This window comes from Paraburkholderia sp. WC7.3g (assembly GCF_050436345.1).
GTDB lineage: Bacteria > Pseudomonadota > Gammaproteobacteria > Burkholderiales > Burkholderiaceae > Paraburkholderia > Paraburkholderia podalyriae.
Genome location: NZ_JBNDMA010000002.1, coordinates 2,764,162 through 2,777,624, shown reverse-complemented (window position 1 = coordinate 2,777,624; position 13,463 = coordinate 2,764,162). Strand labels below are relative to the sequence as shown.

14 protein-coding genes are annotated in these 13,463 nt (G+C 65.3%); 8 read left to right on the top strand and 6 right to left on the bottom strand.

Annotation, left to right across the window (positions count from 1 at the left end; genetic code table 11):
• The first annotated feature begins 88 nt into the window (after positions 1-88).
• Positions 89-490: a gamma-glutamylcyclotransferase family protein gene (locus OKW43_RS24150; RefSeq protein WP_429450320.1), complete on the top strand. Its 402-nt coding sequence runs from the start codon at positions 89-91 to the stop codon at positions 488-490.
• A gap of 124 nt (positions 491-614) precedes the next feature.
• Here OKW43_RS24150 and aceB read toward each other — a convergent pair whose 3' ends face one another.
• Positions 615-2,201, bottom strand: a complete 1,587-nt coding sequence (aceB, locus tag OKW43_RS24145; protein ID WP_429450318.1) for a malate synthase A — start codon at positions 2,199-2,201, stop codon at positions 615-617.
• A gap of 73 nt (positions 2,202-2,274) precedes the next feature.
• Complete coding sequence (locus OKW43_RS24140; protein ID WP_187633028.1) at positions 2,275-3,081, bottom strand: haloacid dehalogenase type II; 807 nt, start codon at positions 3,079-3,081, stop codon at positions 2,275-2,277.
• Positions 3,082-3,230: 149 nt separating this feature from the next.
• Between OKW43_RS24140 and OKW43_RS24135 the strand changes: the two genes are divergently transcribed.
• Both OKW43_RS24135 and OKW43_RS24130 read left to right on the top strand, forming a co-directional pair.
• Positions 3,231-4,133 (top strand): LysR family transcriptional regulator, encoded by a 903-nt coding sequence (locus OKW43_RS24135; protein WP_429450315.1) that lies wholly within the window; start codon positions 3,231-3,233, stop codon positions 4,131-4,133.
• 136 nt (positions 4,134-4,269) lie between these two features.
• Complete coding sequence (locus tag OKW43_RS24130) at positions 4,270-4,704, top strand: universal stress protein (RefSeq protein ID WP_187633026.1); 435 nt, start codon at positions 4,270-4,272, stop codon at positions 4,702-4,704.
• A gap of 281 nt (positions 4,705-4,985) precedes the next feature.
• Here OKW43_RS24130 and aceA read toward each other — a convergent pair whose 3' ends face one another.
• Together aceA and OKW43_RS24120 are read right to left on the bottom strand one after the other, a co-directional pair.
• Positions 4,986-6,290: an isocitrate lyase gene (aceA, locus tag OKW43_RS24125; protein ID WP_429451776.1), complete on the bottom strand. Its 1,305-nt coding sequence runs from the start codon at positions 6,288-6,290 to the stop codon at positions 4,986-4,988.
• Between the two features lie 399 nt (positions 6,291-6,689).
• Complete coding sequence (locus OKW43_RS24120; protein ID WP_187633025.1) at positions 6,690-8,300, bottom strand: DEAD/DEAH box helicase; 1,611 nt, start codon at positions 8,298-8,300, stop codon at positions 6,690-6,692.
• 8 nt (positions 8,301-8,308) lie between these two features.
• Between OKW43_RS24120 and OKW43_RS24115 the strand changes: the two genes are divergently transcribed.
• Positions 8,309-8,524, top strand: coding sequence for a hypothetical protein (locus OKW43_RS24115; protein WP_187633024.1), 216 nt, complete (start codon positions 8,309-8,311; stop codon positions 8,522-8,524).
• 278 nt (positions 8,525-8,802) lie between these two features.
• On the opposite strand, the gene OKW43_RS24110 is transcribed toward OKW43_RS24115, so the two are convergent.
• Positions 8,803-9,072: an acyl-CoA-binding protein gene (locus OKW43_RS24110; protein ID WP_187633023.1), complete on the bottom strand. Its 270-nt coding sequence runs from the start codon at positions 9,070-9,072 to the stop codon at positions 8,803-8,805.
• Positions 9,073-9,239: 167 nt separating this feature from the next.
• On the opposite strand from OKW43_RS24110, the gene tsaB reads away from it, so the two are divergent.
• The 4 genes from tsaB to OKW43_RS24090 are packed head-to-tail and all read left to right on the top strand — an operon-like array spanning position 9,240 to position 12,598.
• Entirely contained in the window at positions 9,240-10,076 is an 837-nt protein-coding gene (tsaB, locus tag OKW43_RS24105; RefSeq protein ID WP_429450312.1) for a tRNA (adenosine(37)-N6)-threonylcarbamoyltransferase complex dimerization subunit type 1 TsaB, read from the top strand.
• Entirely contained in the window at positions 10,073-10,567 is a 495-nt protein-coding gene (gene rimI, locus OKW43_RS24100) for a ribosomal protein S18-alanine N-acetyltransferase (RefSeq protein ID WP_187633021.1), read from the top strand. Before tsaB ends, rimI begins: the two co-directional genes overlap by 4 nt.
• Complete coding sequence (locus OKW43_RS24095) at positions 10,554-11,570, top strand: uracil-DNA glycosylase family protein (protein WP_429450310.1); 1,017 nt, start codon at positions 10,554-10,556, stop codon at positions 11,568-11,570. Before rimI ends, OKW43_RS24095 begins: the two co-directional genes overlap by 14 nt.
• 2 nt (positions 11,571-11,572) lie before the next feature.
• Positions 11,573-12,598 (top strand): DUF1853 family protein, encoded by a 1,026-nt coding sequence (locus OKW43_RS24090; protein WP_429451774.1) that lies wholly within the window; start codon positions 11,573-11,575, stop codon positions 12,596-12,598.
• A gap of 6 nt (positions 12,599-12,604) precedes the next feature.
• On the opposite strand, the gene thiD is transcribed toward OKW43_RS24090, so the two are convergent.
• Positions 12,605-13,411: a bifunctional hydroxymethylpyrimidine kinase/phosphomethylpyrimidine kinase gene (gene thiD, locus OKW43_RS24085; RefSeq protein WP_187633019.1), complete on the bottom strand. Its 807-nt coding sequence runs from the start codon at positions 13,409-13,411 to the stop codon at positions 12,605-12,607.
• Positions 13,412-13,463 lie beyond the last annotated feature (52 nt).

The window sequence follows — 13,463 nt, the reverse complement described above, 5'->3', positions numbered from 1 at the left end:
AGTTTCTGCCGCCAACGGACCACCGTTGCATAATGTCCCGATGGCCCCGAGCCACCGACATCACTTCTGACCAGGAGACTCAACGACGATGCAGACCGTCTTTGTCTACGGCACGCTGCGTGCCGGTGAAGCGAACGACATCAGCGAAGCCGCCGCGCGCAACGACATCCCCACGCCGAGCCTGCTCGGCAGCACCACCGTGCGAGGCCATCTGTTCGATTTTGGCGACTATCCGGGTCTCGTCGTCGACGAAGCGGGCGTCGAGGTGCGCGGCGACGTCTATGAAATCGACGATGCGCTCGTCGCGGTGCTCGACGAAATCGAAGCCGTCTATCCGAGCGTCGAGGAACGTTTTCTTGTGCGCGAGGTGATGGTCAAGGTGGACGGCAACGTCGTGAACTGCCGCTTCTATCCGGTCGCGCCGAACGCGGTAAAAGGGCTGCCCGAAATCCGTTCGGGAGATTGGGTCGAACATCGGCGCACGCGCTGAGCCGGTGCACGACAGCGAGAAAAAACGGCGCGCCACGTATGTGCCCGGCGCGCCGTCATTCAGGCTGATGCGATCACTCGGCTCGAGCAGTCCCAAGCCGCCCGAGCCCGCATCATCAACACCATCAAATCTCTTCGTACAGCGGCAGCGTCAAAAAATCGGTGAACTGCTCCGCGGTCGACATCTGCTCGAAGATCTGCGCCGCACGCTCATACGGCTTCGTATCTCCGCCCACCGTCTGTTTGACCTTGTCGAACTCCTGCGCCGCGAACTCGCGCACGAGTTCGACCGTCACCTTGCGGCCGTCGTCGAGCTTGCCCTTCGGCGAGCGGATCCACTGCCACACCTGCGAGCGCGAAATCTCGGCGGTGGCCGCGTCTTCCATCAGGTTGTGAATCGGCACGCAGCCATTGCCCGCGAGCCACGAGCCGAGGTAGTGAATGCCGACGTTGATGTTGTTGCGCAAGCCCGTTTCGGTGATCGGCGTTTCAGGGCGGAAGTCGAGCAGGTCGGTCGCGGTCACGAGAACGTCGACGCGCTGCTTGTCGATCTGGTTCGGCCGGTCGCCCAGCACTTTGACGAACTCTTCCATCGCGACCGCCACGAGACCCGGATGCGCGACCCAGCCGCCGTCGTAGCCGTCACCCGCGTCGCGCGCCTTGTCTGAACGCACCCCGGCCATCGCCTTGTCATTCGCGGCCGCATCGTTCTTGATCGGAATCAGCGCGCTCATGCCGCCGATTGCCGGCGCGTTGCGGCGATGGCAGGTCTTCAGCAACAGCAGCGCGTACGCGCGCATGAACGGCGAGGTCATCGTGATCTGCGAGCGATCGGCGAGGCAGAAGTCGCGGTCGCTCCTGAACTTCTTGATCGCCGAGAAGATGTAGTCCCAGCGGCCCGCGTTCAGGCCCGAGCTATGTTCGCGCAGCTCGTACAAGATTTCGTCCATTTCGAACGCGGCGACGATCGTCTCGATCAGCACCGTCGCGCGAATCGCGCCGCGCGGCACGCCGACCACTTCCTGCGCGGCGACGAAGATGTCGTTCCACAGGCGCGCCTCAAGATGGCTCTCCATCTTCGGCAGATAGAAGTACGGGCCCGAGCCGCGCGCGATCAGCTCCTTCGCGTTGTGCACCAGATACAGCGCGAAATCGAAGATGCCACCCGACACGCGCTTGCCGTCGACTTTCACGTGCTTCTCGTCGAGATGCCAGCCGCGCGGACGCACGATCAGCGTCGCGGTCTTGTCGTTGAGCCGATACGACTTGCCGTTCTGTTCGAGCGAGATCGTGCGGCGCACCGCGTCCTTCAGATTGATATGACCGGTGATCTGGTTGTCCCAGCTCGGCGCATTCGAATCCTCGAAGTCGGCCATGTAGGAATCGGCGCCCGAATTGAGCGCGTTGATGATCATCTTGCGCTCGACGGGCCCGGTGATCTCGACGCGCCGGCACTGCAGATCCTGCGGCAGCGGCGCGATCTTCCAGTCGCCTTCGCGCACGCTCTTCGTGGCGGCGAGGAAGTCGGGCCGCTCGCCCGCGTCGAGCCGCCTGGTGCGCTCGACCCGCGCCTGCAGCAACTGCTGACGGCGCGGCTCGAACGTCCGATGCAACGCCGCGACGAGTTCCAGCGCTTGCTGGGTGAGGATCGCTTCGAAGCCGGGCTTGATGTCGCCGGTGATTTCCATGCCCTGCGGCAGCGAGATAGCCATGTTTTCTCCTTGGTCGGTCAGATTGCAAAAATGCGAAGGTTGACAAAAGGGGGGCCGAATGCGAGGGGCGTCGTCATACGCGCGGGCTGGCGCGCTTGCGGCTGCCACTGCCATGAGTTTTCGTTCGATGGCTGCCGGTCGAGCGCGACGGCGTCGCGAGCGTCTGCAAAAAGCCCAGCAGATCGTTCATGCCGGCGCCGGTGCCATGCGGCGTCACGCCGAGCTCTTCGACGGGCAGGTTCTGCCGGTTCAGCCAGAACGTCGTGAAGCCGAACCATGTCGCGCCCGCGACGTCCCATCCGTTCGACGACACGAACACGATCTCGCGCGCGGACACGCCGAACGCGTCGGGGCCGAGCGCATACGCGGCGGGTGAGGGTTTGTAAGCGCGCACCGCGTCGACCGACAGCACGTGATCGAAGAGGGCGTTCATGCCGGCGCTCTTGACCGCGATGTCGAGCATCTGCGGGTTGCCGTTCGACAGAATCGCGAGCCCAACGCGCGACGCGGCGGCGGGCTCGCGCAACGCACGCAGCACGGGCGCCGCGTCGGGAAACGCGGACAGGCACGCGTATTCGTCCATCAGACGCTTTTCGGCCGCGCGGCCGAGCGTGAGCTGCAGTCTTTTGGCGGCGAAGCGCAGTGCGTCGAGTGTGATGTCCCAGAATGGCCGATAGTGTTCGCCGGGGGCGTCGGTACGTGCGGCGAGCGTGCGTAGTTGCGTGTATTCGATCTGCTTCTGACGCCAAAGCTGCGACAGCGCGTCGCCGTGTCCGGGAAACAATTGCTCCGCGGCGGCGATCACCGAATGCACGTCGAACAACGTGCCGTAGGCGTCGAAAATGACTGCTCGCGGGGAAGGTGTCGTTGTGGCCGACATTGCCATGCGCTCCTGTCAGAGGTCGGGGTCGATTGTATTGGTGACTGTACTTGATGAAAAATAGGCTAAAGATCACTTGATCTTTTACTTTCATATACCTAATCTGACGCGCACCCTTCACTTTCGCGCGTCGCCGCGCGTCTTCGTTCATGGACCGTTTCAAGCAGATCGAGACTTTCGCCACCGTCGCGGCCAAGGGGAGCCTGTCCGCGGCGGCGCTCGCCGAAGGCGTCGCGCCCGCGATCATCGGCCGGCGCATCGACGCGCTCGAAGAGCGCCTCGGTGTCAAGCTGCTCGTGCGCACGACGCGCAAGATCACGCTGACCTTCGAAGGCTCTGCCTTTCTCGAAGACTGTCAGCGCATCCTTCACGACATGCAGAACGCCGAAGCGAGCGTGTCGGCGGGCGGCGTGAAGGCGAGCGGTCACCTGCGGCTGTCGGCGCCGGCCGGCATCGGGCGCCGGCACGTGGCGCCGCTCGTGCCCGCGTTCACAGTCGCGCATCCGGACGTGTCGATCACGCTCGATCTGTCCGATCGTCTCGTCGACCTCGTCAACGAAGGCTTCGATTGCGCGGTGCGGCTCGGCGAGTTGCCCGATTCGACGCTGGTGTCGCTGAAGCTCGCCGAAAACCGGCGCGTGTGTGTCGCGTCGCCCGCGTATCTGAGCCGGCGCGGCGCGCCGCACAGCCTCGCCGATCTCGCACGCCACAACTGCCTCGCGCTCGGCGCGAGCGCGAACCAGCAGCGCGGCTGGATGTTCCAGCACGACGGCAAGGTCGTGTCGATCAAGGTGTCCGGCACGATGGAGTGCTCGGACGGCGCGGTGCTGCACGAATGGTGTCTCGCCGGACACGGGCTTGCGTGGCGCTCGTGGTGGGAGGTCGGCGCGGAGATCGCGGCGGGCCGCCTCGTCAGCGTGCTCGACGAATTCGCCGCGCCGCGCATCGGCATCCACGCGGTGTTCCCGCAGCGCCGTCATCTGCCGCTGCGGGTGCGGCTGTTTCTGGACTTTCTCAAGCATACGTACGGCGAACCCGGTTACTGGGACTGAGGCGCCAATCTCCAGACCGGCACGAAGCCGATCCTTACCCGCATTCATCCGCATTAGAATCGCTTCGAGCAGCCTGCACCCTGGGCTTTGTTGGACGCTGACGCCGCGCTGCGCGCAGCTGGTGACGGAGGGCATCATGTTCAGGCACATCCTGGTTCCAACCGATGGTTCAGACCTGTCGCGCAAAGCGATAGCGGGCGCGATCGATCTCGCGCAGGCCGTCGGCGCGCGAGTCACCGCGTACGCGTGTCTGCCGCAATATCCGTACTCGCCGTTCTCCGAAGTCGTGGTCGAACCGCCCGGCGAGTTCCTGCAACGCAGCGAGCGCGAGGCGCGCGTGCATTTGCGCGAGGTCGAGCAGGCGGCGCACCGCGTCGGCATCAGCGTCGAGAGCCGCACGAGCGTGCATCCGGCGCCGTATCTCGGCATCATCGAAGCGGCCGAGCAGGGCGGTTGCGACGTGATCTTCATGGCATCGCACGGGCGGCGCGGGCTCGGCAGCCTGCTGATCGGCAGTGAAACGCAGCGCGTGCTCACGCATACGAAGATTCCTGTGATCGTCTATCGCTGAAACGATGTGCTGCCCGCCGGATTGCCGTCCGATTGCCGCCCGATTGCCGGCGCGCGGCACATTCGAAAAAAACGCGCCGGCGGCGCTGCCGGCGCGTTTAGCTTCGCCGCATGCTGGTCGCGTGCTGGCTTTTCTCGGACCCGGGCCGCTGGCATGCGCGCTGACGCTTCTGCCAATCCGGCGCGGCAAGACCCTCCCTGCGTCGGCGGCACGCTCGCGGTGCCGCTCGGCGCTTGCCGATCGTTCCTGCGCTCGGACTGCACGACCCCGACCGGCTGATCTCAGGCGACCTTCTTGTCGAAAAACTGCTCGTTTTCCGTCGAACCGTGCAGCGCGGTCGTCGATGCTTCGCGCTCGACCGTCTGCGTGACGGCATCGAAGTAACCGGTGCCGACTTCGCGCTGGTGCTTGACCGCGGTGAAGCCCTTTTCGGCCGCCGCGAATTCGGCTTGCTGCATTTCGACGAACGCGGTCATCTGGTTGCGCGCATAGCCGTACGCGAGGTTGAACATCGAGTAGTTCAGCGCATGGAAGCCGGCCAGCGTGATGAACTGGAACTTGTAGCCCATCGCGCCGAGCTCGCGCTGGAACTTCGCGATCGTCGCGTCGTCGAGGTTTTTCTTCCAGTTGAACGATGGCGAGCAGTTGTACGACAGCAGCTGGTCCGGATACTCCTTGTGGATCGCGTCGGCGAATTTCTTCGCGAACTCGAGGTCCGGCTTGCCGGTCTCGCACCAGATCATGTCGGCGTACGGCGCATACGCGAGGCCGCGCGAGATTGCCTGCTCGAGACCCGGCTTCGTGCGGTAGAAGCCTTCGACGGTGCGCTCGCCGGTCAGGAACGGGCGGTCGTTGTCGTCGATGTCCGAGGTCACGAGGTCGGCGGCTTCCGCGTCGGTGCGGGCGAGCAGTACGGTCGGCACGTCCGACACGTCGGCGGCGAGTCGCGCGGCGGTCAGCTTCGCGACGGCTTCACGGGTCGGCACGAGCACCTTGCCGCCCATGTGGCCGCACTTCTTCACCGACGCGAGCTGGTCTTCGAAGTGCACGCCGGACGCGCCCGCTTCAATCATCGCTTTCATCAGTTCGAACGCGTTCAGCACGCCGCCGAAACCGGCTTCCGCGTCGGCCACGATCGGTGCGAAGTAATCGACGTAGCCTTCATCCCCCGGGTTTTTGCCTTCCGACCACTGGATCTGATCGGCGCGCGTCAGCGTGTTGTTAATGCGCTTGACGACCAGCGGCACCGAGTTGGCCGGATACAGCGACTGGTCCGGGTACATTTCACCAGCGACGTTGGCATCGCCCGCGACCTGCCAGCCCGACAGATAGATTGCCTTCAGACCGGCCTTCACCTGCTGCATCGCCTGATTGCCGGTCAGCGCGCCGAGCGAGTTGACGAACGGCTCGTTGTTCACGGCCGCCCACAGCTTTTCCGCGCCGCGCTTGGCGAGCGTGTGCACGGGTTGCACCGAGCCGCGCAGACGCACCACGTCTTCGGCCGAGTAGGTGCGCTTGACACCTTTCCAACGCGGGTCCGCTTCCCATTGCTGCTTAAGTTGCTGCACTTGCTGTTCACGGGTCATGGTCATGATGTGCTCCTTCGATGCCAGTTATGGAGGATGGGTGACTTTGTCTTCTCGAAGCATCGGGCCCGGAGAGGCGTTCTGTTTCGTGAAGTCTTATATAAGAGTCTAGGCAAATCGAAGGGCGCGCAATAGACGCCACCAAGCGTTTTCCCAATATTTGTTTTTCTATTAAATCAATGGCTTGAGGTTTTCGTTTCGCGATAAGAAACGATATCTTCCCTGTTGCAATGGCTCTTCTTGTGCTTTGCAACATGGTTTTTTACGACGCAAAAAATTTTTTTACATCGTGAAATTTGGGGCGGGCAGCCCACGGGCGAAAAAAAACCGACGCCTCAGCGCCGGTTTTTTTGAGTGTCACGGGCGGCGCGACGCCGTCCGGTTTGTCCGATGGGACGATTAGCTGCCGCGACGTGCCGAACGGGGACCGTCGCTACGGCGCGCGCCGTAGCCGTCACGCGAACCGTAACCGTCGCGCGAACCACCGCCGAAGCCTTCGCGCGAACCATGACCGTCACGCGAACCGCCGGCCGACTTGTTGCCCCAGCCGCCGCCGCCGCCGTTGCCGTTACCATTGCCGTTACCGTTGCGCGAGCCGCCGTAGCCGCCCGGCTTGCCCGAACCGCTGCCGAAGCGACTGCCATTACCACCGCCAGGACGGCCGCGGCCGCCGAAGCCAGCACGGCCATTGCCCGAAGGCGCCGCCTTGCGCGGCTCGAAGCCTTGGACGACGTTGACCGGCAGCGGCGTGCGCACGAAGCGCTCGATGCGCTTGAGTGCGCCCTGTTCGGCGTGATGCACGAGGCTCACCGCAATACCCGAGCGGCCCGCACGGCCGGTACGGCCGATACGGTGCACGTAGTCTTCGGCGAACTTCGGCAGGTCGTAGTTGAACACGTGCGTGATGCCGGGGATGTCGATACCGCGAGCGGCGACGTCGGTTGCGACCAGCACGCGCACGCGGCGCTCGCGCAGTGCGCGGATCGTGCGGTTACGCGCGCCTTGCGGCAGGTCGCCGTGCAGCGCGGCCGATTCGAAGCCGGCGTCGGCCAGACGGCCTGCCAACTGGTCGGCGTCCATCTTGGTTGCCGTAAAGACGATGGCCTGGTCGAGGCCGGAGTCGCGCAGCAGATGGTCGAGCAGACGGTCCTTGTGATCGCGGTCGTCGACGTAGTGGACGGTTTGCGCGATGTTGGTGCGTTGTTCCAGGCGCTGGACGATCTCGATACGCTCCGGGTCCTTCAAAAGACGGCCGGTCAGCGAGCCGATCTTGCCGTCGAGCGTGGCGGAGAACAGCATGGTCTGACGCGTAGCCGGCGTTTCTGCGACGATCGTGTCGATGTCGTCGATGAAACCCATGTCGAGCATGCGGTCGGCTTCGTCGAGCACGAGGATCTGCAGTTGCGACAGATCGATGCGGCCGCGCTCGAGGTGGTCGATCAGACGGCCCGGCGTTGCGACGAGGATTTCGGGGTTCTTCGCGAGCAGCATCAACTGCTGGCCATAAGCGACGCCGCCGAGAATGCTGACGGTGCGCAGGCGCTTCAGGTGCTTGCCGTACGTCGCCGCGGCGGTCGTGACCTGCATCGCGAGTTCACGGGTCGGGGTCAGTACCAGCATGGTCGGACGTGCGACCGGCTGCGGACGGCGGCCACGGCCACCGTCGGCCGGGCGCGGTTCGCGCGGCTGGCTCGCCTGGGTCTTTTGCAGCTGCGAGAAACGCTCGATGGCGGGCAGCATGAATGCGGCGGTCTTGCCCGAGCCGGTCGGGCTCGAAACGAGCAGATCGCGGCCGGCGATACCTGCCGGCACCGCGCGTTGCTGCACCGGCGTCGGGTGCTCGTAGCCGGCGGCGGTCAGCGCGGAGATGACGTCCGCGGACAGGCCGAGCGACGCGAAGGTCGGCTTGGCGTCAGCCTGCGCGGCGGCTTCGGGAGCGGCGGGCGAAAGACCGAGTGCTTCGTCGGCGATGGCGTTCAACGGGCTGCTGGGGGTGTTGCTCAAAGTCATGTGAATCCTTGAAAACGATCCTGGGTGGATCATCGGATGAAAACGTCAACGCCAATCGGCATACCCAAGTCGTCGGATTCAGCGAGCAAAAACAGCAGCGAGCAAATCGAAAAACGGGGGCAACTCGCGACAATGAAGGCGAGTTTTTCGTTAGAAGCTGTATCGGATGCGACGTGCCAACATGGCGAGTCGCCAGCCTGGGACTTGAGCCCGAAGTGGGCTAGGCAGAAGGGGACAGGTTCTAAACTGGATTGGAGCAAACGCTATGGGACGCTGCGCCGCGAGGACCGCTGGAAAAACGGGCAAAGCAGTGAAAGCGCAGGCGGGATTATAGCGACATTTGCTGCGCCGCGCCACTATTCGGACAATTCCGACGGAACAAATGCCGGAATCAGGCCTGCAAGCGAGGGCTGCGGCCCTGGGCTTCGACTCCGAAACCGCCGCGAGGCCGTCGCGACCTTGTCAGACGGCCATCTCCGCAGAGGGTCGCCGCGGCGCAAACTCAGGCCGCGGCGCCGCTCTTCAGCGACTCGACGAGTTCGACGTATTGCTGCTTCGCAGCGTCCTGCGCGGTGCCCGCGAGCGCCGCCCACGCGTCGTATTTGTATTTGCCGACGATGTCGGTGAAGCCCGGCTTGTCGCCGTGCACATTGCCTTCGCTCGCCTGCTTGAACAGCGCATAAAGACGCAGCAGCGTCAGGTTGCCCGGACGTTCGGGCAGTTGCTTGACGTCTTCCTGGGCTTGCGCGAACTGTGCGTTGATGTCGGTCATGGTCGTTTGGCCCGCGTGGCGGGTTAGATGAGATCGGCCGAAGATCATAACAATTGCCTGCCGCGGCGGGACCGAGGGCTTATTCCAAACGGTGGCCGCCGCGCACGTAGGCAGCGCGACCGCGCAAACCGCCATTCACGCGCACGGCGCCGATTACAATACGGTCCATGACTCAAATAGTGCTCCTTGCCCTCGATACATCGACCGAATTCTGTTCGGCGGCGCTCGTGTCCGCGGCCGTCGATGCCGCCGGTCAGCCCACCGCCGAGCCCCGCGTCTGGGTGCGCCATGAACAAACCGGCGCGGTGTCCAGTACACGCCTGCTGCCGGCGATCCGCGAGCTGTTCGACGAAGCCGGCCTCACGCTGGCGGACTGCGACGCGATCGCGTTCGGCTCGGGTCCGGGTTCGTTTACCGGACTGCGCACCGCGACCGGCGTCGCCCAAGGCCTCGCATTCGGCCTGAACCTGCCGGTCGTGCCGATCGGCACGCTGCTCGTGTGCGCTGAGAGCGCCCGCCTGCACGATCGGTCGACGACGCGCGTGCTCGCCGCGCTCGACGCGCGCATGGACGAAATCTACTGGGCCGACTACGCGTGGGACGACGCGCAACGCGAATGGCGCACCGTGCAGACGGCGTCGCTCGATACACCTGAACGACTCGTGCTGCCCGACGTGCCGTTCACGCTCGCCGGCAACGCCGCCGCCGCGTTCGGCGAGCGCTTGCCGGCGGTCGCGGCCGCGCGCAGTGTCGATGGCGAAGCGTTGCCGCATGCGCTGCCGCTCGCGTACGCGGCGCTGCGCGCGTTTCATGCGGGCCGCACAGTGCCCGCTGATCAGGCCGCGCCCGAGTACGTGCGCGACAAGGTCGCGCAGACGACCGCCGAGCGCATGGCCGACAAAGCGGCGAAATCGGCCAAAGCGGCTCTTACCACCGAGCAACCCGCGCGCCGCGCGCGCGACGGCGCGTCCGGCCAGCCGTCCGACGACGAGGCGCGCCCATGAGCGGCGTGCTGCTCACGGACCGCTATATGTCGCCGATGACCGAAAGCGACCTCGACGAAGTCGTCGCGATCGAGAAACTCGCGTATGAGTTTCCGTGGAGCCGCGTCAATTTTGGCGACTCGTTGCGCAATGGCTATTTCGGCGTCTGTCTGCGGCACGTGACGGGCACGCTGATCGGCTATTGCGTACTGATGCCGGTCGTCGATGAAATGCATCTGCTCAATCTATGCGTCACGCCGCAAGCGCAAGGCGCCGGCGCGGGCCTCGCGCTGCTGCGCGAGGCGGTGCGCATCACGCGCGCGGAGAAGCTCGAGGGGCTGCTGCTCGAAGTGCGGCCGTCGAATCATCGGGCGATCCGGTTGTACGAGCGCTTCGGCTTCGCGTCGATTGGCCGGCGCAAAAATTATTATCCGGCGCGGCATCGCGGCCGGGAGGACGCGATCGTGATGCGTCTGTCGTTTGCCACGGAGGGCGCAGATGGCGCTGCATGAATCGTTGCTCGAAGAATTCGGACTCGCGCCGTTGTGGGTGCGTCGCGGGCTCGCGGCGCCACAGACGGAGGCCGGGCAGGGTGATGCCGTTGCCGCGCAAGCGGACGAGCCGTTGCAATCGATGCGGCAAGAGACGAGCGGCGAGCGTCGCGCGGAGCCTGCGCCGCAGACCGCGCACGAATCGCTGCGCGCATCCGTCGACATGCAGCCGCCGCAAGCGGAGCGCGAATCTGCGCCGCGCTTCGACGCAACTGCGCCGCGGCGAGAAACAACATCGCCGCAGCCGCAACTCGACTCTTCGACCCCGCCGACTTTCGACGCCCCGCCCGACGACGACTTCGCGTGGTTCGACGATCCAGCCGCAGCGGTCCCCGCAGCCGCCGAAGCGCGCCGCGACGCGCCCGCGCTGCCGCCCATCCAGACACTCGACTGGGACGCGCTAGCCGAACGTGTCGCCGGATGCGAAGCGTGCCGGCTTTGCGAGAAGCGCACCAACACGGTGTTCGGCGTCGGCGATCGAGAGGCCGACTGGATGCTGATCGGCGAAGCGCCGGGCGAGAACGAGGACCGTCAGGGCGAACCGTTCGTCGGCCAGGCCGGCAAGCTGCTCGACAACATGCTGCATTCGCTCGCGCTCGCGCGCGGCACCAACGTGTATATCGCGAACGTGATCAAGTGCCGGCCGCCTGGCAACCGCAATCCGCAGCCCGACGAAGTCGCGCGTTGCGAGCCGTATCTGCAGCGCCAGGTGGCGCTCGTAAAGCCGAAGCTAATCGTCGCGCTCGGCCGTTTCGCCGCACAGAGCCTGCTGAAGACCGACGCGAGCATTTCGTCGCTGCGCGGCCGCGTGCATACGTACGAAGGCGTGCCGGTGATCGTCACCTATCACCCGGCCTACCTGCTGCGCAGCCTGCCCGACAAGGCCAAAGCTTGGGGCGACCTGTGTCTCGCGCGCGCGACGTGGCTCGCGAGCGGCGGCGCGCCGTCGAACGAATCAAAGTGACGATGCCCGAGGGGCCGGCGGCGCGTATGCCCGGCGCGTCTATCAGCCGCGCGGCGCTTCTCGACACGTTGCTGGGTTTGCGTGGCGATGCTTCAGTCGATGCGCTGCGCGATCCCGCTGTCCGCGATCTCGCGTGGCTGCTGCTGAGTCCCGATCTGTTGCGCCCGCAGCCTCCGGTAGGCGCGCTCGCCGATCCCTTCGACACACCGCAGGAATTGCAGGCCACGTTCGACTGGCTGCGCGCGCTCGACGTCACGCCGGAACTTCTGCGCCAGGATCTCGCGGCTACGCGCATCACGCGTCTTGGCCGCTACGCTGAACGCCTGCTGGGCTTTTTCCTGCGGCTTGGACCGGCGACGCAACTGATCGCAGCCGGTGTGCCGTTACGGCACGCGGGCCTCACGCTCGGCGAATGCGATTTCCTCGTGCGGACGCGGCAGGGCGCGCGCCTGCATTGGGAACTCGCGGTGAAGTGCTATCTGCATGCGGGCGACGCGAATGGCGCACAGGCGGCACGTCTCGCCGATTATGTCGGCCCGAATCTGAAGGACCGCTTCGATCTGAAACTCGCGCATCTGCTCCTTCATCAGCTGCCGCTCAGCGCGCGCGAGGAATTTGCATCGGCAGGCTATGCGGGCGCGTGGACGCCGCAGATCTTCGTCAAAGGCTGGCTGTTTTACCGGCACGGCGAGACGCCCACTGATCCGTCCGAACTCGATCCCGCGCATGGGCGTGGCTGGTGGGTGACGCGTCGAGACTGGCCGGCTTTCGCATCCGCGCATGCGCACCGGTGGCGGGTGTTGCCGCGACTCGAATGGCTCGCGCCGCGATATCACACGCAACGCGGCACGGACTACGCGTGCTGCGTCGACGCAAACACGCTTACCGCGCAGACCTCACTTCAACATGGCCCGACGATGGTCGCCGCATTCATCGACGACAACGCGGGCAATCTGCATGAATGCTCGCGCGGCTTTATCGTGCCCGACGACTGGCCCGAGCAGGCGCGGCGTTACGCGAAGCAATGACGCCGCTTACCACCACCGATGAAAGTGATGCACCGGCCCTACGCCGTGGCCGACGTCGAGCCGCTCGCTCGCCTGCAACGCACCGGTCAGATAAAGCTTCGCATCTGCGACGGCGCTAGCGAGATCGTCGCGCTGCGCAATCAGCGCGGCAATCGCCGACGACAGCGTGCAGCCCGTTCCATGCGTGTTCTTCACCGGCACGCGCGGACCGCCAAGACGCAGCGTGCCGCTTTCCTGCACGAGCCAGTCGGGGCTATCCGCCGCGCTCAGATGGCCGCCCTTCATCAGCACCGCGTGCGCGCCGAGCGCGCGCAGCGCTTCGCCTTGCTCGACCATGCCGGCTTCGTCGGCGGCGGCCTGGGTGCCGAGCAGCGCGGCCGCTTCCGGCAGATTCGGCGTCAGCAGATCGGCGAGGGGAAGCAGTTCGTCGCGCACCACCGCGACCGCATCGGGCAGCAGTAGCGCGTGGTTGCTCTTCGAGATCATCACCGTGTCGAGCACGATGTGTTTGGGCTGGTGACGGCGCAGCGCGTCGGCGACCGCACGCGCGATCGATGCATTCGCGAGCATGCCGATCTTCACCGCGTCGATGCGGATATCGTCGAACACCGCGTCGAGCTGCGCGGTGATGAAACCGGGGTCCGGCGCGTGAATCGCGGTCACGCCGCGCGTGTTTTGCGCGGTCAGCGCGGTGATGACGCTCGCGCCATACGCGCCGAGCGCGGAGAAGGTCTTCAGATCGGCCTGGATGCCAGCGCCGCCGCCGGAATCGGAACCGGCGATCGTCAGCACATTGGGAATCGATTGAGTCATGGTCGAGCGAAGAAGAAGGAGGGCGCGCTCGCGGTTGTCGCGGCCGGCCTTG